19 protein-coding genes and 1 tRNA gene are annotated in these 17721 nt (G+C 58.4%); 8 read left to right on the top strand and 12 right to left on the bottom strand.

Features of this window, described 5'->3' with window-relative positions; all coding sequences use genetic code 11:
• Nucleotide 1: 1 nt before the first annotated feature.
• The 5 genes from urtE to urtA form a co-directional block, all read right to left on the bottom strand.
• The gene (gene urtE / locus NW851_RS07110) at nucleotides 2-754 is read right to left on the bottom strand and encodes an urea ABC transporter ATP-binding subunit UrtE (protein WP_414337487.1); all 753 of its coding nucleotides are present in this window, start codon (nucleotides 752-754) and stop codon (nucleotides 2-4) included.
• A gap of 66 nt (nucleotides 755-820) precedes the next feature.
• Entirely contained in the window at nucleotides 821-1588 is a 768-nt protein-coding gene (urtD, locus tag NW851_RS07105) for an urea ABC transporter ATP-binding protein UrtD (protein ID WP_414337420.1), read from the bottom strand.
• Between the two features lie 148 nt (nucleotides 1589-1736).
• Nucleotides 1737-2882: an urea ABC transporter permease subunit UrtC gene (gene urtC, locus NW851_RS07100; protein WP_414332601.1), complete on the bottom strand. Its 1146-nt coding sequence runs from the start codon at nucleotides 2880-2882 to the stop codon at nucleotides 1737-1739.
• Between the two features lie 56 nt (nucleotides 2883-2938).
• Nucleotides 2939-4096 carry an urea ABC transporter permease subunit UrtB gene (urtB, locus tag NW851_RS07095; protein WP_414332599.1) on the bottom strand — a complete coding sequence of 386 codons (1158 nt, stop codon included), beginning with the start codon at nucleotides 4094-4096 and terminating at the stop codon, nucleotides 2939-2941.
• A 108-nt stretch (nucleotides 4097-4204) separates the two neighbouring features.
• Nucleotides 4205-5479 (bottom strand): urea ABC transporter substrate-binding protein, encoded by a 1275-nt coding sequence (urtA, locus tag NW851_RS07090; RefSeq protein WP_414332597.1) that lies wholly within the window; start codon nucleotides 5477-5479, stop codon nucleotides 4205-4207.
• Between the two features lie 359 nt (nucleotides 5480-5838).
• Here urtA and NW851_RS07085 point away from each other — a divergent pair, with 359 nt between their 5' ends.
• Nucleotides 5839-7764, top strand: a complete 1926-nt coding sequence (locus tag NW851_RS07085) for a S9 family peptidase (RefSeq protein ID WP_414337418.1) — start codon at nucleotides 5839-5841, stop codon at nucleotides 7762-7764.
• Nucleotides 7765-7789: 25 nt separating this feature from the next.
• Here the strand turns inward: NW851_RS07085 and NW851_RS07080 are convergent, their stop codons facing one another.
• Both NW851_RS07080 and NW851_RS07075 read right to left on the bottom strand, forming a co-directional pair.
• The gene (locus NW851_RS07080; protein ID WP_414337417.1) at nucleotides 7790-8266 is read right to left on the bottom strand and encodes an urease accessory protein UreE; all 477 of its coding nucleotides are present in this window, start codon (nucleotides 8264-8266) and stop codon (nucleotides 7790-7792) included.
• On the bottom strand, nucleotides 8263-8601 hold the full coding sequence (locus NW851_RS07075) for a hypothetical protein (protein ID WP_414332591.1): 339 nt from the start codon (nucleotides 8599-8601) through the stop codon (nucleotides 8263-8265). Before NW851_RS07075 ends, NW851_RS07080 begins: the two co-directional genes overlap by 4 nt.
• 41 nt (nucleotides 8602-8642) lie before the next feature.
• Between NW851_RS07075 and NW851_RS07070 the strand changes: the two genes are divergently transcribed.
• The 3 genes from NW851_RS07070 (at nucleotide 8643) to NW851_RS07060 (ending at nucleotide 10733) form a co-directional block, all read left to right on the top strand.
• Complete coding sequence (locus NW851_RS07070) at nucleotides 8643-8969, top strand: phasin family protein (protein ID WP_414332589.1); 327 nt, start codon at nucleotides 8643-8645, stop codon at nucleotides 8967-8969.
• Between the two features lie 94 nt (nucleotides 8970-9063).
• Nucleotides 9064-9666, top strand: coding sequence for a 3-isopropylmalate dehydratase small subunit (gene leuD / locus NW851_RS07065; protein WP_414332587.1), 603 nt, complete (start codon nucleotides 9064-9066; stop codon nucleotides 9664-9666).
• Nucleotides 9663-10733 carry an SAM-dependent methyltransferase gene (locus NW851_RS07060; protein WP_414337415.1) on the top strand — a complete coding sequence of 357 codons (1071 nt, stop codon included), beginning with the start codon at nucleotides 9663-9665 and terminating at the stop codon, nucleotides 10731-10733. Before leuD ends, NW851_RS07060 begins: the two co-directional genes overlap by 4 nt.
• Here NW851_RS07060 and NW851_RS07055 read toward each other — a convergent pair.
• Nucleotides 10709-10903 carry a hypothetical protein gene (locus tag NW851_RS07055; protein WP_414332583.1) on the bottom strand — a complete coding sequence of 65 codons (195 nt, stop codon included), beginning with the start codon at nucleotides 10901-10903 and terminating at the stop codon, nucleotides 10709-10711. The two genes, NW851_RS07060 and NW851_RS07055, sit on opposite strands and share 25 nt — an antisense overlap.
• 139 nt (nucleotides 10904-11042) lie before the next feature.
• On the opposite strand from NW851_RS07055, the gene NW851_RS07050 reads away from it, so the two are divergent.
• From NW851_RS07050 to argS, 4 genes are all read left to right on the top strand, one after another.
• A complete protein-coding gene (locus NW851_RS07050) occupies nucleotides 11043-11282 on the top strand; it encodes a hypothetical protein (protein ID WP_414332581.1) in 240 nt (79 codons plus the stop codon).
• 89 nt (nucleotides 11283-11371) lie between these two features.
• Nucleotides 11372-11797, top strand: a complete 426-nt coding sequence (locus tag NW851_RS07045; protein ID WP_414337413.1) for an NfeD family protein — start codon at nucleotides 11372-11374, stop codon at nucleotides 11795-11797.
• A 96-nt stretch (nucleotides 11798-11893) separates the two neighbouring features.
• A tRNA-Pro gene (locus NW851_RS07040) sits at nucleotides 11894-11967 on the top strand.
• Between the two features lie 197 nt (nucleotides 11968-12164).
• Nucleotides 12165-13955 (top strand): arginine--tRNA ligase, encoded by a 1791-nt coding sequence (gene argS / locus NW851_RS07035; protein ID WP_414337412.1) that lies wholly within the window; start codon nucleotides 12165-12167, stop codon nucleotides 13953-13955.
• A gap of 57 nt (nucleotides 13956-14012) precedes the next feature.
• On the opposite strand, the gene NW851_RS07030 is transcribed toward argS, so the two are convergent.
• The 4 genes from NW851_RS07030 to NW851_RS07015 all read right to left on the bottom strand — a co-directional run bounded on the left by NW851_RS07030 (nucleotide 14013) and on the right by NW851_RS07015 (nucleotide 17666).
• Nucleotides 14013-14378, bottom strand: a complete 366-nt coding sequence (locus NW851_RS07030) for a hypothetical protein (RefSeq protein ID WP_414337410.1) — start codon at nucleotides 14376-14378, stop codon at nucleotides 14013-14015.
• Between the two features lie 38 nt (nucleotides 14379-14416).
• Nucleotides 14417-16096 (bottom strand): hypothetical protein, encoded by a 1680-nt coding sequence (locus tag NW851_RS07025; RefSeq protein WP_414337408.1) that lies wholly within the window; start codon nucleotides 16094-16096, stop codon nucleotides 14417-14419.
• 148 nt (nucleotides 16097-16244) lie between these two features.
• Nucleotides 16245-17135, bottom strand: a complete 891-nt coding sequence (locus NW851_RS07020) for a shikimate dehydrogenase (RefSeq protein WP_414333666.1) — start codon at nucleotides 17133-17135, stop codon at nucleotides 16245-16247.
• A gap of 36 nt (nucleotides 17136-17171) precedes the next feature.
• Nucleotides 17172-17666, bottom strand: a complete 495-nt coding sequence (locus tag NW851_RS07015; RefSeq protein ID WP_414333668.1) for a hypothetical protein — start codon at nucleotides 17664-17666, stop codon at nucleotides 17172-17174.
• Nucleotides 17667-17721 lie beyond the last annotated feature (55 nt).

The following is a 17721-nucleotide window of genomic DNA, read 5'->3' as shown; positions in this document are numbered from 1 at the left end:
CTCAGAGGGAGAGATAGGATCGCACTTTTTCCTCATCCATTTGGTCAGTCGGCCCTTCCATAACGAGGGATCCATTTTCCATGAGGTAAAAGTAATCGGCCAAGCTTTGAGCAAACTCAAAGTACTGTTCTACCAGCAACACCGCAACGCCCCGCTCTTTTTGGATGCGGGCAATGGCTTCTTCGATCTCAATGATGATAGAGGGTTGGATCCCTTCTGTAGGTTCATCCAGGAGTAAAAGTTTAGGCTCTGCCACCAAAGCTCTGGCAATGGCCAATTGCTGCTGCTGACCACCGCTCAAATCTCCACCGGGACGCTTTAGAAAAGAACGCAAAATCGGGAATAAGTCATAGATAAACTCAGGTATAGCCCGTTCTTTGTCCGGTGCTGCTTCTAACCCCACCAGTAGATTTTCCTCAACCGTTAGGCGAGGAAAGATCTCTCGGCCTTGGGGCACATAGCCAATGCCAGCGCGAGCCCGCCAGTTGGGTGAGTAATGATTGATGGGTCGGCCCTCAAAGAGAACTTTACCTGTACAGTCTTTGAGAAGCCCCATTAGGGCTTTAAGCGTGGTAGTTTTGCCCATGCCGTTGCGACCCAGAAGGCAAACTGCTTGGCCGGGAAGGATCTTGAAAGAAAGATCTCTCACAATTAAACTTTGCCCATAATAAGCTCTCAGGTTACAGACTTCCAGCAAAGGCTGAGATCCACTTTGAGATAGATTTTGCGCTTTGGTGGCGTTTTCCGTATTCATAGGCTTGGATATAGAGTTGGTTAACTGGACGGTCAACACAGATCTCCCCTTCTCCCCTGTTTTCGTTTAGCCTCTGGCTTTGTGGGATCCAAGATAGACCTCGATAACTCGCGGGTCGTTCTTCACTTCCTCAAAGCTACCCTCGCACAACACCGCTCCTTGGTGTAAAACGGTAACTCTGCGGGCAATTTGCCGGACAAATACCATGTCATGCTCGATCACCAAAATGGTGTGATTTCGAGCTAAGGATTGAATTAACTCTCCCGTAGCCTCTGTTTCTTTATCCGTCATCCCGGCCACGCATTCATCAAGCAGCAGCAGATCCGGATCCTGGGCAATCACCATGCCGATCTCCAACCATTGCTTTTCTCCATGGGAGAGCAGCCCTGCCGGGATCCGATCCTTACGGCTCAGGCCGATGGTTTCCAGGAGAGCATCAGTCTTTTCTCGCAAGCGCTTTTTGCCAAATAAGGTGGAGAAAACACCCTTGTGAGGGTTGAGAGAGAGCTCTAAATTTTCTCGCACGCTCAGGTTTTGGTAGACCCGCGGCGTTTGGAACTTGCGACCAATACCCAAGGCAGCGATTTCGTGCTCCTTGAGCTTAGCCAGATCTTTTCCTTTAAACAGCACTCGCCCTCGAGTAGGCTTGACCTTGCCTGTCAACACATCGAGGAAGGTAGTTTTGCCCGCTCCATTGGGGCCGATCACCACCCTTAACTCCCCTTCTTCCAAAGAGAAGTTCAGCCCGTCCAAAGCCTTAAAGCCATCAAAGCTGACGGTGAGATCCTGAGTTTGTAAAATTTGCCGGGTAGTGGTGGGAGCTGCTGTAAGCATAGGGATCACGTCCAAGAACGGAAAGGCCAGAGGACGAGTAGGATTCTCAGCCCATCGAACAAGAGAGGACACTTGGCATCGTTATCTCACCCATTGGGATCCTCTTACTCTGAAGTTGCACCTTGCATAGGGGGATACTGGCACGGATTTAGGCTGGAGAAATATTGGCCAAACGCCGGCGCCAAAGCTGGAAGGTAACCCAAAGCTGCCTGCCCCGGGTGCGCACCCAGCCCACCAAACCATCCGGCAACACCAGTACCACCAGCAGGAACAATCCCCCCTGGAAAAACAGCCAAATTTCTGGGAAATTTTCACTCAGCAAACTCTTGGCAAAGTTTACCAACAAAGCCCCGACCACTGCCCCCACTAAACTGGCCCGACCACCCACCGCTGCCCAGATCACCATTTCAATGGAGAAGGGAACGGCCATGGCATTGGGAGAAATGATGCCAGTTTGTAAGGTAAACAAAGCCCCGGCGATCCCTGCCAGCGCAGCCGAGATGGCAAATACTAGCACCTTAAATCCGGTGGGATCGTAGCCAGAGAAACGAACCCGCGGCTCATCGTCTCGAATGGCTACCAGGATTCGACCAAACAAGCCACTGGTAAGCCAACGACAGAGAAGGTAAGCCAAAACAACGGTTAAAACCGTGGCCACATAGACAGCAAAGCGCATCTGGGAAGAGTTGACATCCAGGCCAAATAACGTCTGGAAATTGGTCAGGCCGTTGGTGCCGTTGATTAAGCGCTGTTGCCCGTTGAAGAAGTTGAAGAAAATGATTGTGGTGGCCTGAGTCAGAATAGAAAAATAAACTCCTCGGATGCGATTTCTCACCACCAAATACCCCAGAGCTGCTGCCACCACAGCCGGGATCAAGACAATAGCAATAGCCGTAAACGGAAACGAATAAAAAGGGTACCAAAACCAGGGCAATTCCGTTACCCCATAGAGGCTGAAAAACTCCGGTATCTGTCCCTCTGGCAGTTGCAACTTGAGGTGCATCCCCAAAGCATAGCCCCCCAAGGCAAAGAACACCCCATGCCCCAGACTCAGCATGCCGGTATAGCCCCAGATAAGGTCGATCCCCAGGGCAACAATGCTCAATGCCAGAAATCGCCCCAACAAGTTCAGCCGAAAACCCGACAACACAGTTGGGGCCACCAAGATCAAAGCCAGCGCCAGGCCAATGAGGATCCCAACTTCCCAGAGGAGCTTGCGGGCAGGACTGGGATCCCGACCGGTGGCAAGAATGGCCTCTTCACGATCAGCGGGGGGGAGATGAGCCAGTTTCATGGGCGGTGTGGGGGGATGGGGGATACGGCTAGAAAGATTCGCTCAAGAGGGCTGTCCTAGGCATCCACCATGCGACCTTTTTCGGGGAAAAGGCCGCGGGGGCGCACCTGCAAAAAGGCCACAATTAAGGCAAAGACCATCACCTTAGCCATGCTGGTGGTGGCAAAAAAGTTGAGGGTATCGGTCAGGATCGGCACGTTGGGAAAGATCAAAGCCAGCGTCCCGGAACCGATGACAAAGTTGGCAATTCCGATCCCCAGTGCCGCCACAATGCTGCCCAGGAGCTTGCCCACACCCCCCACGACAACCACCATGAAGGTATCCACGATGTAGTTCTGGCCGGTATTGGGCCCCACGGATCCCAGCAGGCTGACGGCCACGCCGGCTACTCCTGCCAGACCCGAACCCATGGCAAAGGTGAGAGCATCCACCGTTTGCGTAGGGATCCCGACACAAGCGCTCATGGCCCGATTTTGGGTGACGGCGCGGATGCGCAACCCCCAGCGGGTGCGTTGCAAGAAAAAGTACAGCCCCAGGATACAGACAACGGTGAGGGCGATGATGAACAGGCGAGTATTGGGCAAAAACAGGTTGCCCACCGGGATCCCACCCCGCAGCCAGCGAGGAGCGGTCACGTCTCTATTTTGGGCCCCAAACCAGGGCTGGGTGACGGCCAGGGCATAGGTTTGGGCCAGAACCCGCCCGCCTACTGCCACAATGGCCGTAGAAAGCACCAACAACAACGTCAGCACCCAGCCTTTGAGGCGCGGCCAATCGGCCCGTTTTGCCAAGAGCCACCAGCCGCCAAAAAAGAGCACCGCAAAGGCCCCCAAGCGGAAAGCCAACACCCAATTGACGCTGCGCACGAACTGCTGCAGGATCAGGCTCACGCCCCAGGTGGCCAAAAGGGTTTCCAGCGGCCGCCCATACAAAAAGCGAATCACCCCCCGCTCCAGAGCCAGACCCGCCAGGGCCGTGACGACAAAAGCGGCAACCAAGGCTGGAAAGATATACAGATCCCGCCAGGGATCCCCCAATTGTCGGAAGGCATTTTGCACCACAAAGGTGGTGTAGGCCCCCAACATCATCAGCTCCCCATGGGCCATATTGATCACCCCCATGAGGCCGAAGACAATCGCCAGGCCCAGAGCGGCTATCAGCAAAACGGTGCCAATACTGATGCCATTAAACAAGCTATCCAAAAGCAAGGTCATCGGCAGGGGATCCTCCTTCTTTACCAGTTGACGGGGGACGCGCTTCCAACTCCAGGACGGGATCCCCAACTCACCCGCAAGGGATCTCGCACCCAGCGCTCAACAGGGCTAGCTGACTTTGAAGCGACCGCCTTTGGCCGGATCCGACCAGTCGCAGGCAAAGCCCTTGGTTTCCGCCACAAACTGGTTCCAGGGCTGTGGCTCCACAGCGTCTGTAGAAAAGATGACATCAAACAGCCCATCAGAGCGCACCTGGCCGATCCGCACGTACTTGGTCAGGTGGTGGTTGGTGTTCATCGTCACCAGACCCTCTGGGGCATCAAAGGTTTGGCCGTAGGCTGCTTGGCGCACCGCGTCGATCTCCACGGTTCCCGCTTTTTCCACCGCCTGCTTCCAGATGTAAACCATGATATAGGCCGCTTCCATCGGGTCGTTGGTGACGCGGTTTTGGCCGTATTCTGCCTTGAAGGCTTCCACAAACTTCTTGTTGGCAGGCGTATCCACCGTCATGAAGTAGTTCCAGGCAGCGTAGTGGCCTTCTAGGAACTCGGAGCCAATCGCCTGCACCTCTTCTTCGGCAATGCTGACGGACATAGAGGGATAGCGATCCGGCTCCAGACCGGCTGCTTTCAGTTGCTTAAAGAAGGCCACATTGCTGTCGCCATTCAGGCTGTTGTAGATCACGCCGCCGTTGGGAAGAGCGGCACGGATTTTGCTGATAATAGGAGTCACTTCGGTGTTGCCCAGAGGCAGGTAATCTTCTCCCACAACCTTGCCGCCCAGGGCCTCTAACTGGGCCTTGATGATGGTGTTGGCCGTGCGGGGGAAGACATAGTCGGATCCCACCAGGAAAAACTCTTTGCCCTTGTTCTTGAGCAGCCATTCCACAGAAGGCTCGATCTGCTGGTTGGGGGCAGCGCCGGTGTAGAAGATGTTTTTGGAGCACTCTTGTCCTTCGTACTGTACGGGATACCAGAGCAGGTGTTGCTTGGATTCAAATACCGGCAAAACTGCCTTGCGGCTGGCCGAGGTCCAACAGCCGAATACTGTTGCCACCTTGTCCACATCGATCAATTTGGTGGCTTTCTCGGCAAAGGTTGGCCAATCGGAGGCGCCATCCTCGATGATGGGCTCGATCTGCTTGCCCAAAACCCCACCGGCGGCATTGATCTCTTTAATGGCTAGCTTTTCCGCATCCACCACACTGGTTTCCGAAATGGCCATCGTGCCGCTGAGGGAGTGCAAAATGCCAACGCGAATAGTCTCTCCCTGAGCATAGGCAGGCACAGACCGCTTCACCCAGATCTGCGGCCCTAAGGCAGCCCCGGCTCCGGCCAGCGCGCCCATTTTCAGCACTTGACGACGATTAAAAGATTGAGCCATCGGTAAACTCCGAAACGAGGTGAGTGCAAAGGATGTAGCGAAGTGTGGTTACAGCAGCCTGGCTAACAGGGGGAAGGACTCAGCTCATCACCTTGCCCATGGATCAGCTTGCCCAACTGCGCTCGGCTGAGGTTTTCACCAATGCCTTCCCAACATCAACAGGGGGAAAAGCCAGCTTTGCAGTCGAGAGAGCGTCGTGCGCCCCTGTTGCCTGGACGTGTTCTATCAAACCCATTCAGCCAGGAAGAAATTGTGTTGCGAGATACTTTTTTCCAGAATCTGAGCCTGTTCTCGCCAAGCTCCCAGGGATCCCTTGCTCTCGGCATAATGGAGATTTCGAGGTTGAAAATTGATGGCTTATGGTGCAACAGGCTGGCTATGGATCTTGGCGATCCCCAATTACCGCTGACCTGGTGGTGGCCGGATCCCTACGCCTAGGGCAACCGGCTTGGGACAAGGGGGATCTCTACTGGACGGAGGGCCGCCCGCAGGAGAAGGGGCGCAACGTGCTGATGCGGCGAGCTGCCGACGGGACGGTGCAGGAACTGACGCCAGCACCCTTCAACGTGCGCACGCGGGTGCATGAGTACGGCGGCGGCGCCTACTGGGTCTCCGAGGGGGTGGTGTATTTCTGCAACTTTGCCGATCAACGGCTCTACCGCCTGCTGCCGGCTTCGGATCCCCAGCCCCTCACCGAAGCTGGCCCCTACCGCTATGCCGACGGGGTGGTGGACAGGAGGCGCCGGCGCATCCTCTGCGTGCGCGAGGATCACAGCCGCCAGGGAGAGCCGGAAAATACCCTGGTTGCCATCGATCTAGAAAGCGGATCCCAGCAGGTTTTGGCCAGGGGCCACGATTTCTACGCCAGCCCGCAACTGAGCCCAGACGGTCAGATCCTGGTGTGGCTGGCCTGGGATCACCCCCAGATGCCCTGGGACGGCACGGAGCTGTGGCGGGCGGAAGTGGCTCCTGACGGCAGCTTGGGAGAACCCCAGAAACTCGTTGGTGGCCCGGCTGAGTCCATTTTCCAGCCCCAGTGGTCGCCGCAGGGGGAGCTTTACTTTGTTTCCGACCGCAGCGGCTGGTGGAACCTCTACTGCTGGGATCCCTCAGGGCCGATTCCTCTGTGCCCTATGGAAGCGGAGTTTGGCGAGCCCCAGTGGGTGTTTGGCCTGAGCACCTACGGCTTTTGTGGGGACGGGCGGATCCTGGCCATCTATCGGCAAGAAGGGCTGGGCCACCTGACGCTTTTGGATCCGCGTTCAGGACAGCGGCAGGAGATCCCCATACCCTACACCGAGCTCCACAACCTTCAAGTTAGCGGCGAAAAAGCTGCCTTCCTGGCCGGATCCCCCAGCGAAGCCATGGCCTTGGTCTGTCTGGACTTACCTTCTGGCCAATTGGAGGTGGTGGCCCGTTCTAGCAGCGTGGCAATAGATCTGGAGTATTTGTCAATCCCTGAGCCCATCACCTTTCCCACCTCGGGCGGAGCAGTGGCCTACGGCTTCTTCTATCCTCCCAAGAACCGCGACTTTGTGGCCCCTGCCGGCGAAAAGCCGCCCCTGCTGGTGAAAAGTCACGGCGGGCCCACGGGAGCAACAGCAGCCGTGCTCGACCTGGGGATCCAGTACTGGACCAGCCGCGGGATTGCCGTTTTGGATGTCAACTACCGCGGCAGCAGCGGCTATGGACGGGCCTACCGGGAGGCCCTCAAGGGCCAATGGGGCCTTGTGGACGTGGAAGATTGCATTGCTGGAGCCCGATTCTTGGCCCAACAGGGCCGGGTTGATGGCGAGCGATTGCTCATTCGCGGCGGCAGCGCCGGCGGCTACACCACGCTGGCGGCTTTGACCTTTCACACCGTCTTCAAGGCCGGTGCCAGCTACTACGGGGTGAGCGACCTGGAGGCCCTGGCACAGGACACCCACAAGTTCGAGTCCCGCTACTTGGACAGCTTAATTGGCCCCTACCCGCAACGACGAGATCTCTACCGGGAGCGCTCTCCCATCCACCACCTGGATGGCTTCAATTGTCCGGTTATTTTCTTTCAGGGCTTGGAAGACGCCATCGTGCCCCCCAATCAGGCAGAGAGGATGGTAGCCGCCCTGCGGGCCAAAGGGATCCCGGTGGCCTATGTGCCCTTCGAGGGAGAACAACACGGCTTTCGCCAGGCGGCCAACATCAAACGGGCCTTAGAGGCGGAGCTTTATTTTTATGCTCAGGTGCTGGGGTTTCCGCCGGCAGAAGCTCTTGAGCCCGTTCGGATCGAGAACTTAGACACCTGAGGATGACTGCTCAGCTAGACCCAGGCTAATGGCTGTGGGCCAACAGGTTGGGCTCGAAGACAGCCATCTCCAACTGAAACGGGATCCCCAGGTGGGCCAGCCAGTCCTGCAACGGCTCATCGGCCAGCGCCCGGATCTGCCCTTGGGGGGAAATGTGGGCCGGGCGGTGCCAATTGCCCAGTTGATGCATCACTTGGCCCATCTGGATCGGGTTTTCCGGTTGAATCAAGAGTACCGGTTCGGCTTGGGCTTTGACCCGGATGTGTCGCTGCGCATCCGCGTAGAGTAGATCCCCATCCTGAAGATGAGTGCCGCGAGGCAGCATCAACTGGATTACCGTGCCCTGATCGCTCACCAGCCGCTGCCGGGATCGCTGGCGGTCATGCCAAGTGAGGCAAACCACTTCCAAGTGGCCGGGGATCCCCTCTGGCGGCTCTTCCAGCAGTTGCATCACCGTAATAGCCACGGGATCCTCTGACGCAGTGTGCCGCCCTTCGCTCATGGCAGGGACTCCAGATACTGGCTGAGGTCTTCTCGCAGGCGAGAGAACTCCACTTCAGTGGAAAGGCGCAGCACCTTGGTTTTCAAAGTTACCAGCACCTTGGCTGCATGGGGGCCAGTCCAGATATTGGGGTTGCAGAACATCTCCAAGCTGAAATCCTCAGCAGGGTAACGAAATTCAACGGGATCCTGAGGCTGCTGGCGGGAGCTGCGCTTGAGTCGCTCCCAAAGAATCTGCAGAACCTCGTGCCATTGTTGTGCTGCCTCAGGGGGAAGGGAGAAGCTGGCCGAACCGGTTGCGAAGTTGAAGGCAAACTGAGGAAAATGGATGGTCATAGAAGCCCGTACCTTCGGCACGCGTTCTCTGGAGGGCAGCATTGGATAACAACAGTATCTTACGTCAGCTTTTGCTGATGGGCGTCGGCACCACCACCTTGCTGGCAGAGCAGTTGAAGAAGGCTGCCGACGATCTGGTGCAGAAGGGCCAGCTCAACCCAGAAGAGGCATCCAATCTCATCAACAACCTGCTCAACCAGGTAAAATCCGAGCAGAGCAACTTTGAATCCTACGTGCAGCGGCAGGTGCGCAACGTTCTACAGGATTTGGGCGTGCCCCGCCAATCGGAAATGGACGAGCTGCGCGGGCGGCTGGATCGGCTGGAACGGCAGGTGCGCAATCTGGAAAATCAGGTTTACCGCCGGTAGCCGAGGCCCAGTTGGCCGTCGAGCAGGGCATTGCCAAACGTCGCTACCCCGCAGCCAACCCCCAGATCCAGTCCCAAAGTTCATTCCAGTTTCCATGCCGAGCGAAGTTTTGACCGTTACAGGCCGAGGCATCCCCCTGCTGGGCAACGACATCGACACCGATCGGATCATCCCGGCCCGCTTTTTGAAGTGCGTCACCTTTGAGGGCTTGGGCCGGCACGTGTTTGCCGACGACCGCGCCCAAGCTTCCGGCCAGCATCCCTTTGACCTGCCCCAGTACCAGGGAGCCGAAATCCTCGTGGTCAACGCCAATTTTGGCTGTGGCTCCAGCCGCGAGCATGCGCCGCAAGCGCTGGCCAAGTGGGGGATCCGCGCCCTCATCGGCGAAAGCTTTGCCGAGATCTTCTTCGGCAACTGTTTGGCCCTGGGGATCCCTTGTGCGACGGCGCCGGCGAGCCTGATCCAAACCCTGCAAAAGGCGGTGGCCGAGGATCCACAGCTTCGGTTGACCCTGGATCTGCCCAACAAACAGGTGCGCTGGCAGAACCATGCCGCTGCTGTGGAGATCCCTCAGGGGGCCTGGCAAATGCTGGTGCAGGGCACCTGGGATGCCACAGGGCAATTGCTGGCGGCCACAGCCCAGATTCAACAAGTAGCCGCCTGTTTACCCTACCTGCGTTGGCAGCGAGCCCGTTGAGCAGTTCTCTTCCCCCCGATACCCATACCTGGCTGGGCAGCGCCGACCCGGATTTTTTGGATCTGGCCATCCGGGAGATAAAAGCTGCGGATCCGGAGGCCGCCGTACAGCGGCTGCGGGAGGCGCCCGGCTTGGTGTGGGTGTGCAGCCAACGCTCGTTTGTTGACCTGGTGGAGGCTTGGCAGGCTGACCCGCCCATTTTTTTGCGCCACATCTGCCCCATTCACCGAGAACAGCGGCTAGACGAGGGATCCCTGAGCAAATTGCACCTTGATGAGGAAATGTTGGCGGCCATCGACCCCATGCGCAGCTTTTCGGTGCAGACGCGCCTGTTTGGAGGGCCGAATCTCAAGCCCTTTCAGGTCAACGAAGCCCTGGCCGAACAGGTGATCGCGGCGGTGGGAGCCCCCCTGCAGGTCAAAGATCCCCAGCAGGTGATCTCGGTGGTGATCCTGGCCGAGATAGGAGGGATCCGGGCCTGGCTGGGCCTATCCCTGGCTGCACAGAACCTCTCCAACTGGGCTGGCGGGATCCACCGCTTCCGGCGGGATCCAAACCAGATCAGCCGCTCCGAGTTTAAGCTGCTGGAGGCCATCCAGGTGTTTCAGGTTCCTTGGGTAGCGGGCGGACAGGCTTTGGATCTGGGGGCAGCGCCGGGGGGATGGTCGCGCATTTTGCGCCTGTATGGCCAGCAGGTGACAGCAGTGGATCCGGCAGACTTGGACGAGCGCCTCAGCCAAGATCCGGGGATCTGCCACCATCGCCTCAGCGCCCAAGCCTACTTGGCCCGTAGCCCAGGCCGGTTTCACCTCATCCTCAACGACATGCGCATGGATGGCCCGGCCTCTGCCAACTTGATGGCGGCTTTCGCCCCCCATCTGGAGCCACAGGGAGCGGCCCTGATGACCCTGAAGTTGCCCCACCGGCAGCGCCTGCGGGTGCTGCGGCAAAGTCTGGAGATCTTGGGTCGTGCCTTCTCTGTGGTGAGGGCCCGTCACCTGTTCCACAACCGCAGCGAAGTCACCCTCTACTTGAGGGTCCCTCAATCTGCCGTTTCCACCACCTGAATTTCCCGGCGGAGCACCATCTGGCGAATGGACTCCAGCAAGTCCATCTCTTCGGGGGAGATTTTGCCGTCGGCCCGGATGGCGCCGACGATTTGGTCAACCTCGGTGCGGGTGAGCTTTTTGTCTTCTAAGGCTCGATTCACCAGCGCTTGCAATTGTGAAAACTCCATAAGGCTCCTCTTCGCTTGAACAGGTCTTGTCGCCTCATTTCCTCGTCTAGGCTATCCGCCCTCTCCAAAATCTCCTGCAAGCGCAAGATTCTCTTCAGGTATCCTAAAGAAAATATGAAACCCAAGAGAGGAAGACATCATGGCTGGCCCGGATCCCAAAAGCACCGCACACGATTGCGCTACCCTCTGTCGAGATGGCTGTGTCTTGGGAGAGGCCTGCCCCCACCGAGAGGCGGCTCGTCAAGCGGTGGCCTTTGTCATGAACACCGACTGGGAGACGCTGATGCAGATTGCCGAATCCAAAAACCTGCCCAAGAACCTGCCTCAAGGCGAGTTGGATCCCCTCCAGTTTTTGGAGAATTACCGCCTGGGTGGATAAGCCCCAACCCCATCTCTCCAAAGACAAGGGATCCCCCTGAACAATCACAGGTTTTAAGCCATACTGAATTTGTGGGATCCCTGGATTCTATGGTTTGGCCTTGGATTGTCTTTGGCTTGGTTCTCATCGCCTCTGAGCTGTTTTTGCCGGAGTTGGTAGCCGGCCCGGTAGGTGTAGCGGCCCTGGGGGCCGCCCTTTTGGCCTACTGGGGTTGGCCCATTTGGGCACAATTTTCGGCTTGGATCCTGCTCTCCATTGGATTGATCGTCCTCAGCCGACGCCTAGTCCCTTCCGGTTCGACTCAACTAGAAGATCTTCTCAAAGAATCGCGAGAGGCACGGGCAGTTACAGCGATCCCGCCTGGTCAGCGCGGTCGGGTCTCTTATCTCGGTTCCACCTGGAATGCCAAGTGCAGCATCCCCAACCTCGAAATCCAAGCCGGGCAGGAGCTCTACGTGGTGGAGCGGCAGGGAAACACCCTCATTGTCATGCCGGCCAAGATGCTGAAGTCCTGATCTGAGACGGATCTCTTTTGGTCCTGAGGGGGCTGCCGCAGCCTTGTTCAAGTGTGCATTAGCGGCGGGGATCTGTCATAATCGCAAAAGTTAAGCCGGGATGTAGCGCAGCTTGGTAGCGCATCTGCTTTGGGAGCAGAGGGCCGCAGGTTCAAATCCTGTCATCCCGATCCTGCTTGTACAACGAGTTGAGCTGTTCGCCTGCTTGTCGAGGGTCGGGGGCAACCATCAGCTCTTCGATGCTGGGAAATTCGCAGCTCAGGTGTGGGCAGCCTTTGGTCATAGCCAGTCTGTTGCCAGTATGATAGTGCTCCTGCTGCAGCAGGGATCCCTGTCAACCTCGCTCTCCACTCAGCTCCCTTTAGCCATGGCAACCCAATCCCCTTCCACCTCGCTGATTCGGTTCCTCGCCGCCGCCGTATCCGAGAGCATTCAACGGGCGGCAGGCCAACTGGGATCCCTAACACCTGAGCAGGCGGCAGGGGTTACTCCCGTGATCCAGATCCCCAGCGATCCCCGCTACGGCGACTACGCCTGTCCTACCCCCTTGGGGATGGCCAAGCTCTGCCGCATGGCGCCGGCCCAAATTGCCCAAACCCTGCAAAAACACCTGGATCTGGCGGACATAGAAACCGAGGTGGCAGGCGGTGGGTACCTCAACTTCCGGCTGGGGGATCCCTTTTTGGCCGAGCGATTGCAAGAGCTGTTGCGGTTAGGGGAAGATTTCGGCAAAACCGCTGCCCCCCATCCCGAGCGCATCCTGCTGGAGTATGTTTCCGCTAACCCAACGGGGCCGCTGCACGTGGGACATGGGCGCTGGGCTGCCGTCGGCTCGACCCTGGCCAACCTGCTGCGCTGGACGGGGCACCAGGTGGAGCGGGAGTTCTACATCAACGATGCTGGCAACCAGATGCGGCTCTTGGGCCAGTCGCTAGAAGTGCGGGTGCGACAACTGCAAGGCGAAGAGGTGGCTCTGCCGGAAGATGCCTACCACGGCAGCTATTTGGTCGATATCGCCCGGCGGCTGTTGGATCAGGTCAAGGCCGGGATCCGCCCTCTGCCCACCACCCCGGAAGAGTACACCGATTTTGCTTACCAGGAAATGCTGGCCTGGCAACAGCAGACCCTGCAACAACTGCGCACCGAGTTCGATCACTGGTTTAGCGAACGCCGCCTGCACACCCCCGATCCCCAGACAGGGCTGAGCGCCATCCAACAGGCTTTGCAGGAGCTGCAGGAGCGCGGCTTCCTCTACAGGGCTAAGGCGCCGCGGGGTGAGGATCCCAAGCCGGGGGCGGAAGAGGCCGTCTATTTTAAAACCCAAGAGTTTGGCGACGACAAGGATCGGGTGGTGCAAAAGGCCGATGGCTCCTTTACCTACCTGGCCGCCGATATTGCCTACCACCGCGACAAAGTGCGGCGGGGCTATCAGCGACTCATCAACATCCTCGGCTCGGATCACCACGGCTATATCGGTCGTTTAAGGGCGGCGGTGGGCGCCTTCAGCCCAGAGGTCAAGCTGGAGATCCTGATTGGACAATTTGTCAAATTGTTCAAAACCGACCCGGAAACCGGCGAGAAGACCGAAGTGCGCATGTCGAAGCGCACCGGCAATTTTGTCTCCTTAAACGATCTTATTGAGGATCCCGAAATTGGCGTGGGGGTCGATGCAGCCCGCTGGTTTTTGCTCAGCAGCAGCATGGACAGCCCCATCAACTTTGATTTGGATTTGGCCGTCAAGCAAACTTTCGACAACCCGGTGGTCTATGTCCACTACAGCCATGCCCGCTGCTGTACCCTGCTGCGGCGGTTACAGGAAGAGGAACAGGTGCAGCTAACCGCCACAGTTGCTTTGACGGAGCAGCAAAAACTGCCCTACAAAGAACCTGAAGAGCGATCCCTGCTGCTGCGCCTCTTGGCCCTGCCCGATGAGCTGATTGCCGCTGCCGAAGAGCGCGCCCCTCACAAGATCATTCGCTATGCCGAGGCGATTGCTGCCGATTTCAACAAGTTTTACGACAACTGCCGCATTTTGCCCCTCTTAAAAGAGGATCCTCTTTTGGCCCAAGCCCGCATCCAATTGGTGCAGGCCACGCGACAGGTTTTATTTAACGTGCTCACCGGCATTCTCGGCCTGAGCGCGCCAGAGTCGATGTAGATGTTAAGTAACACCGATCCCCATCCCAAGACGAGAGGGAACTTGGGGATCAACTGCCTAAGTTTCGACTCTGTGGGCGCGCAAGAGCACGTTGGTTCCCAATCCCTCTTGGGCCATCCAAAAAGCGCAAATCCACCATGAAACCTCGTCTTGGCGATAAATGCCACGGGTGAGGGGATAGGATTGCAAAAGGTCAGCCATCTGCGATAAAGCTGGCACCTCAGCCGCATAATTGGCCCACACTTCGGGATCCAGATCCTCGTAAACGTAATCGGACGGGAAATATAGGTGGCTTGCTTCTAGGCCGGGCCGATCGGTCAGGAGTAGCTGAGCGGGGTCAGAAGACTCACATCCCAAGCGATCCCCGATTTGAAACGTGAGTTGAAACAAGCGGTTAATCAGATCGAATTGTTCGGGGTTCATAATTTCAGAATTCCCAACTTGCGGGTGTGGGGTGAGCATCAGAATTGACAGGTGCGACGGCTGCGCTCCAGCTCCGGCTCGATCCAAGAGAGGGCAAAGTGGCTCACACAAGGCAACTGCGGAAAGCGGCGGGCCAGGGATCCCATCTGGATTTCCAAGCTGGGGCGTTTTCGATGCGCTTGTCCCCATAGGCCGGCGATGGCCGGGCAGACAAAGGTTTGGGGAGAGGCCACAGCCAGGATTTGCCCCACCTGCTGCACCACACAGGAGCCATCCTCGCACTTGGCATAGGCCATCGGGTGCCACTCCATGTTTGGATCAAAACGATCCCAAGGCTGGAGACGGGCGTCGAACCCTTCTCCCACCGCCTGGTTGCCCTCGGGGAAAAAGACGGCCCCGGTCGGGATCCCAAGGCTTTGGGCCGGTTGGGCAGCTTGCCGCAGGTAATCGAGGATCCCATAGCGGGCAAACTCAACGCTGAGCTGCCAGAGCTGCTCTTGCCAGTGCTCCTGTCGGAGAGCGGCGCTAGGGGTAGGGGTGGGATCCGGCGGCGCTGCTTTTGGACGGGGAGCCGCCAAATTCTCTAAATCCCTATTCCCTGAATCACCTTCTGAATCGGCATGGGTGGAATGCCAATTCTCGCCTGCTTTGCTTTGGGCCATCCCGTCCCCTAGTTCTGGAGAAAGCGGCCGCTCCCTGCTTGCGCTGGGCTTGGGATCCCCTGGCTGGCGCCAGCGGGGCTCTTCGGCATAGGTGGCATCCAGATGGAGAACATCTGCCACAGTAATATAGCCCTGGCTGAGGTAACGCTCCAGCAAGGCTCGGCCCGCCGGGTTTTCTGCCAAATCCAGGTAGGCTTGCCGGGCTGCCTCCCCGTGGATCCACAGATCCTGGACGGTGGCTGCCAGGCTGGATCCCCCAGAGCCGCGGGGATAGCGAATGTAGTCGAAGAGGATCCCATCCGGCTGCCGCTGCAGGATGCGGCGGATCAGCTCGGCAAAATCCCGTCGCGCCACGGGATGAAAGGGATCCACAAACACCTCATCCGGGCTGCCCAAATCTTCTGCAAGGGCTGTCGCTGGATCCAAGACGGTGGTGAGGCCACGGCCGTTGCGGGCCAAGACTGCCTGGCGATCTGGGAGAAGCCCGTAGCTGTAGCCGAAATTGAGGGAAAACACCCAGGCATAGGCCGATAACCCCCGCCGTCGCGCCGCCTTGAGAGCCAGATCCAACAAATCGGCATTGGGCTGCAGGCTGGGCCAGATCCCGCCCGCCCCATCGGGCAGAATGGAGCGGCCATCGTAAAACGTCTCGATAAAAACGCGGTTATAGCCCAGGTTCACCACCTGGTCAAACACCTGATCCAGTACGCCTGGATTGGCATCACAGGGATGCAAGCGCACCCAAATGGCCTGAATCTGCGGCCAACGGCGGCTGCGGCAGGCAATCAAGGCAGCGCGATGTTCGGCTAAAACTTGGGTGTATTCGGCCCAAGCGGCCTCTGATTGGGTGGCCCGCTGGCGCAGTTGAGCCTTGCGCGCCACTTCCTCAGGGGGTTGCCGGCAGAAGGCATCGAGCTGAAGAGCAGACAGGGATCCTGTCTGTTCCCCGCTGCCCTGAAACCTGGGATCGGAGTCAGGAAAAAGGGAATGGCCAAACCTCGGGAATTGGGCCTGGGCGGCAATTCCGGATCCCAGCCACATCAGTGCGCCGAGCACACCTGCAAGCCATTTCCGCTGCTGCCTTGGCAACCTCAACACCCTTAACCCCACCGAGGATTGCTGTAGCCCTATCTCCCCCTAGAGACCGGCAGGCCCGAGGCAATTGTTCCCGCCCCCAGCCAATTGCATTCAACTGAGAGGAGAGCTAGAGCTTGGGATCCCTTGCCCTATCCGCCTCAATCTGGGCCAACTGCTGCCGGGCCGCCTGCCGCATCACCTCCACCGGCACAGGCTTGCCCCCCAGCCAGAGGGAGAGGGCCTTGGCCCCCTGGTGGATCAGCATCTCCAGGCCACTGATGGGGGTGTGGCCTAACGCTGCGGCCATACGCAGCAGGGGAGTGGGATCCGGTACATAGATGAGATCGTAGACAACGGCGCCGGCGGGCAGAAGGCGCAGTTGCTCCCGGCTGAGGGGAGACAGCTCAGCAGGGGATCCCGGCTTGTACATGCCCACGGGGGTGGTGTTGACCACAAGGGAAGTCTTGGGCAAGTGGCGCTCCAGCTCGGCCCAGCTCAGCGTTTCCACCTGCGGCCAGGTCTGTTGCAAAGCCTGTAACTTCTCAGGGGATCGCCCGGCCACCCGTACTGGCCCCAACTCCAACTCCAAACAGCCCTGGATGGCCGCCCGCGCCGCCCCGCCACAGCCCAGGATTAGGGTGGGGATCCCTTTTTCCAAGCCCAGCAAAGGCTGAACAAAGCCGTCGATATCGGTGTTGGTGCCGCCCCAGCCTCCCTCCGGCAAGGCGTAGACCGTGTTTACTGCTCCCACCTTTGCCGCCCGCGCTTCCACCTGGCTGAGCAAAGGCAGAATCGCCTGCTTGTGGGGAATGGTGACGTTAAACCCCCGCACCCCGATGGCCGCCAGCCCGGCCACCGCCACTGCCAGGCGCTCTGCGGCCACCGGAAAGGGCACGTAGCAGTAGTCTTCTCCCATGGCCGCCAAGGCAGCGTTGTGCATCGCCGGGGATAGGCTGTGGGCCACCGGATCCCCGATCAGGCCCAGCAATTGCGTACTTCCCGAAATCCGCCTGTCCACCCCAGCTCCTAAGGGATCCCTGCCCTGTAGCTCCGACTAGTTAGACTCCGACTCCACCCGATCTAAAGTTTGCCGGTAGCGCTGCCGCCAACTGGCCAGGGATTCTTCCGAAATGTGGTCGATTAAATTGCTCATCTCGCCCAGGATCTGGTAGACGCGGTCAAAGCTTTGGCGGGTGCGCTCTTCTTGATCTGGCTGGCGCACCTGCACCAGGTACAGGCTCATCTTGATGGTTTGCAACCGGTTTTTGCCCAGATCCTCCAGCATTTCCCGAATTTGCCCGATCGCCTCCTGCCGCACCCGGCGTTGCCGCCGCCGCAACAGCCAGAACAGGATGCCGTGGATAACTCCCACCACGGTGGCGCTGATCGCCGTTGCCGTCGCCACGGAAAGAGCGCTGCGGCTGGCCACCCAGCCGCTGAGTAGGATTACGCCTATCCCCACCGCCGTCAGGATCAGCTCGATGTTGTTGAGAAACCACCTTCTTGCTGGCTTCCAGATGGCGGATTGGCTCCGACTAGAATTGAACATGGCTGTTCTTCCCACCTCCCACCTGCCTATTCTGCTGCGGCCAACCCACCGCCGG

This window comes from Synechococcus sp. H55.7 (assembly GCF_047462395.1).
GTDB lineage: Bacteria > Cyanobacteriota > Cyanobacteriia > Thermostichales > Thermostichaceae > Thermostichus.
Note: the sequence above shows the minus strand (reverse complement) of the source record. Positions and strands in the feature narration are given on the sequence as shown.

Excerpts from the sequence above, each read along its gene's own strand:
- urtE (WP_414337487.1), bottom strand. The coding sequence starts at position 754 with ATGAATACGGAAAACGCCACCAAAGCGCAAAATCTATCTCAAAGTGGA.
- urtD (WP_414337420.1), bottom strand. The coding sequence starts at position 1,588 with ATGCTTACAGCAGCTCCCACCACTACCCGGCAAATTTTACAAACTCAG.
- urtC (WP_414332601.1), bottom strand. The coding sequence starts at position 2,882 with ATGAAACTGGCTCATCTCCCCCCCGCTGATCGTGAAGAGGCCATTCTT.
- urtB (WP_414332599.1), bottom strand. The coding sequence starts at position 4,096 with ATGACCTTGCTTTTGGATAGCTTGTTTAATGGCATCAGTATTGGCACC.
- urtA (WP_414332597.1), bottom strand. The coding sequence starts at position 5,479 with ATGGCTCAATCTTTTAATCGTCGTCAAGTGCTGAAAATGGGCGCGCTG.
- NW851_RS07085 (WP_414337418.1), top strand. The coding sequence starts at position 5,839 with ATGGTGCAACAGGCTGGCTATGGATCTTGGCGATCCCCAATTACCGCT.
- NW851_RS07080 (WP_414337417.1), bottom strand. The coding sequence starts at position 8,266 with ATGAGCGAAGGGCGGCACACTGCGTCAGAGGATCCCGTGGCTATTACG.
- NW851_RS07075 (WP_414332591.1), bottom strand. The coding sequence starts at position 8,601 with ATGACCATCCATTTTCCTCAGTTTGCCTTCAACTTCGCAACCGGTTCG.
- leuD (WP_414332587.1), top strand. The coding sequence starts at position 9,064 with ATGCCGAGCGAAGTTTTGACCGTTACAGGCCGAGGCATCCCCCTGCTG.
- NW851_RS07055 (WP_414332583.1), bottom strand. The coding sequence starts at position 10,903 with ATGGAGTTTTCACAATTGCAAGCGCTGGTGAATCGAGCCTTAGAAGAC.
- NW851_RS07050 (WP_414332581.1), top strand. The coding sequence starts at position 11,043 with ATGGCTGGCCCGGATCCCAAAAGCACCGCACACGATTGCGCTACCCTC.
- NW851_RS07045 (WP_414337413.1), top strand. The coding sequence starts at position 11,372 with ATGGTTTGGCCTTGGATTGTCTTTGGCTTGGTTCTCATCGCCTCTGAG.
- argS (WP_414337412.1), top strand. The coding sequence starts at position 12,165 with ATGGCAACCCAATCCCCTTCCACCTCGCTGATTCGGTTCCTCGCCGCC.
- NW851_RS07030 (WP_414337410.1), bottom strand. The coding sequence starts at position 14,378 with ATGAACCCCGAACAATTCGATCTGATTAACCGCTTGTTTCAACTCACG.
- NW851_RS07015 (WP_414333668.1), bottom strand. The coding sequence starts at position 17,666 with ATGTTCAATTCTAGTCGGAGCCAATCCGCCATCTGGAAGCCAGCAAGA.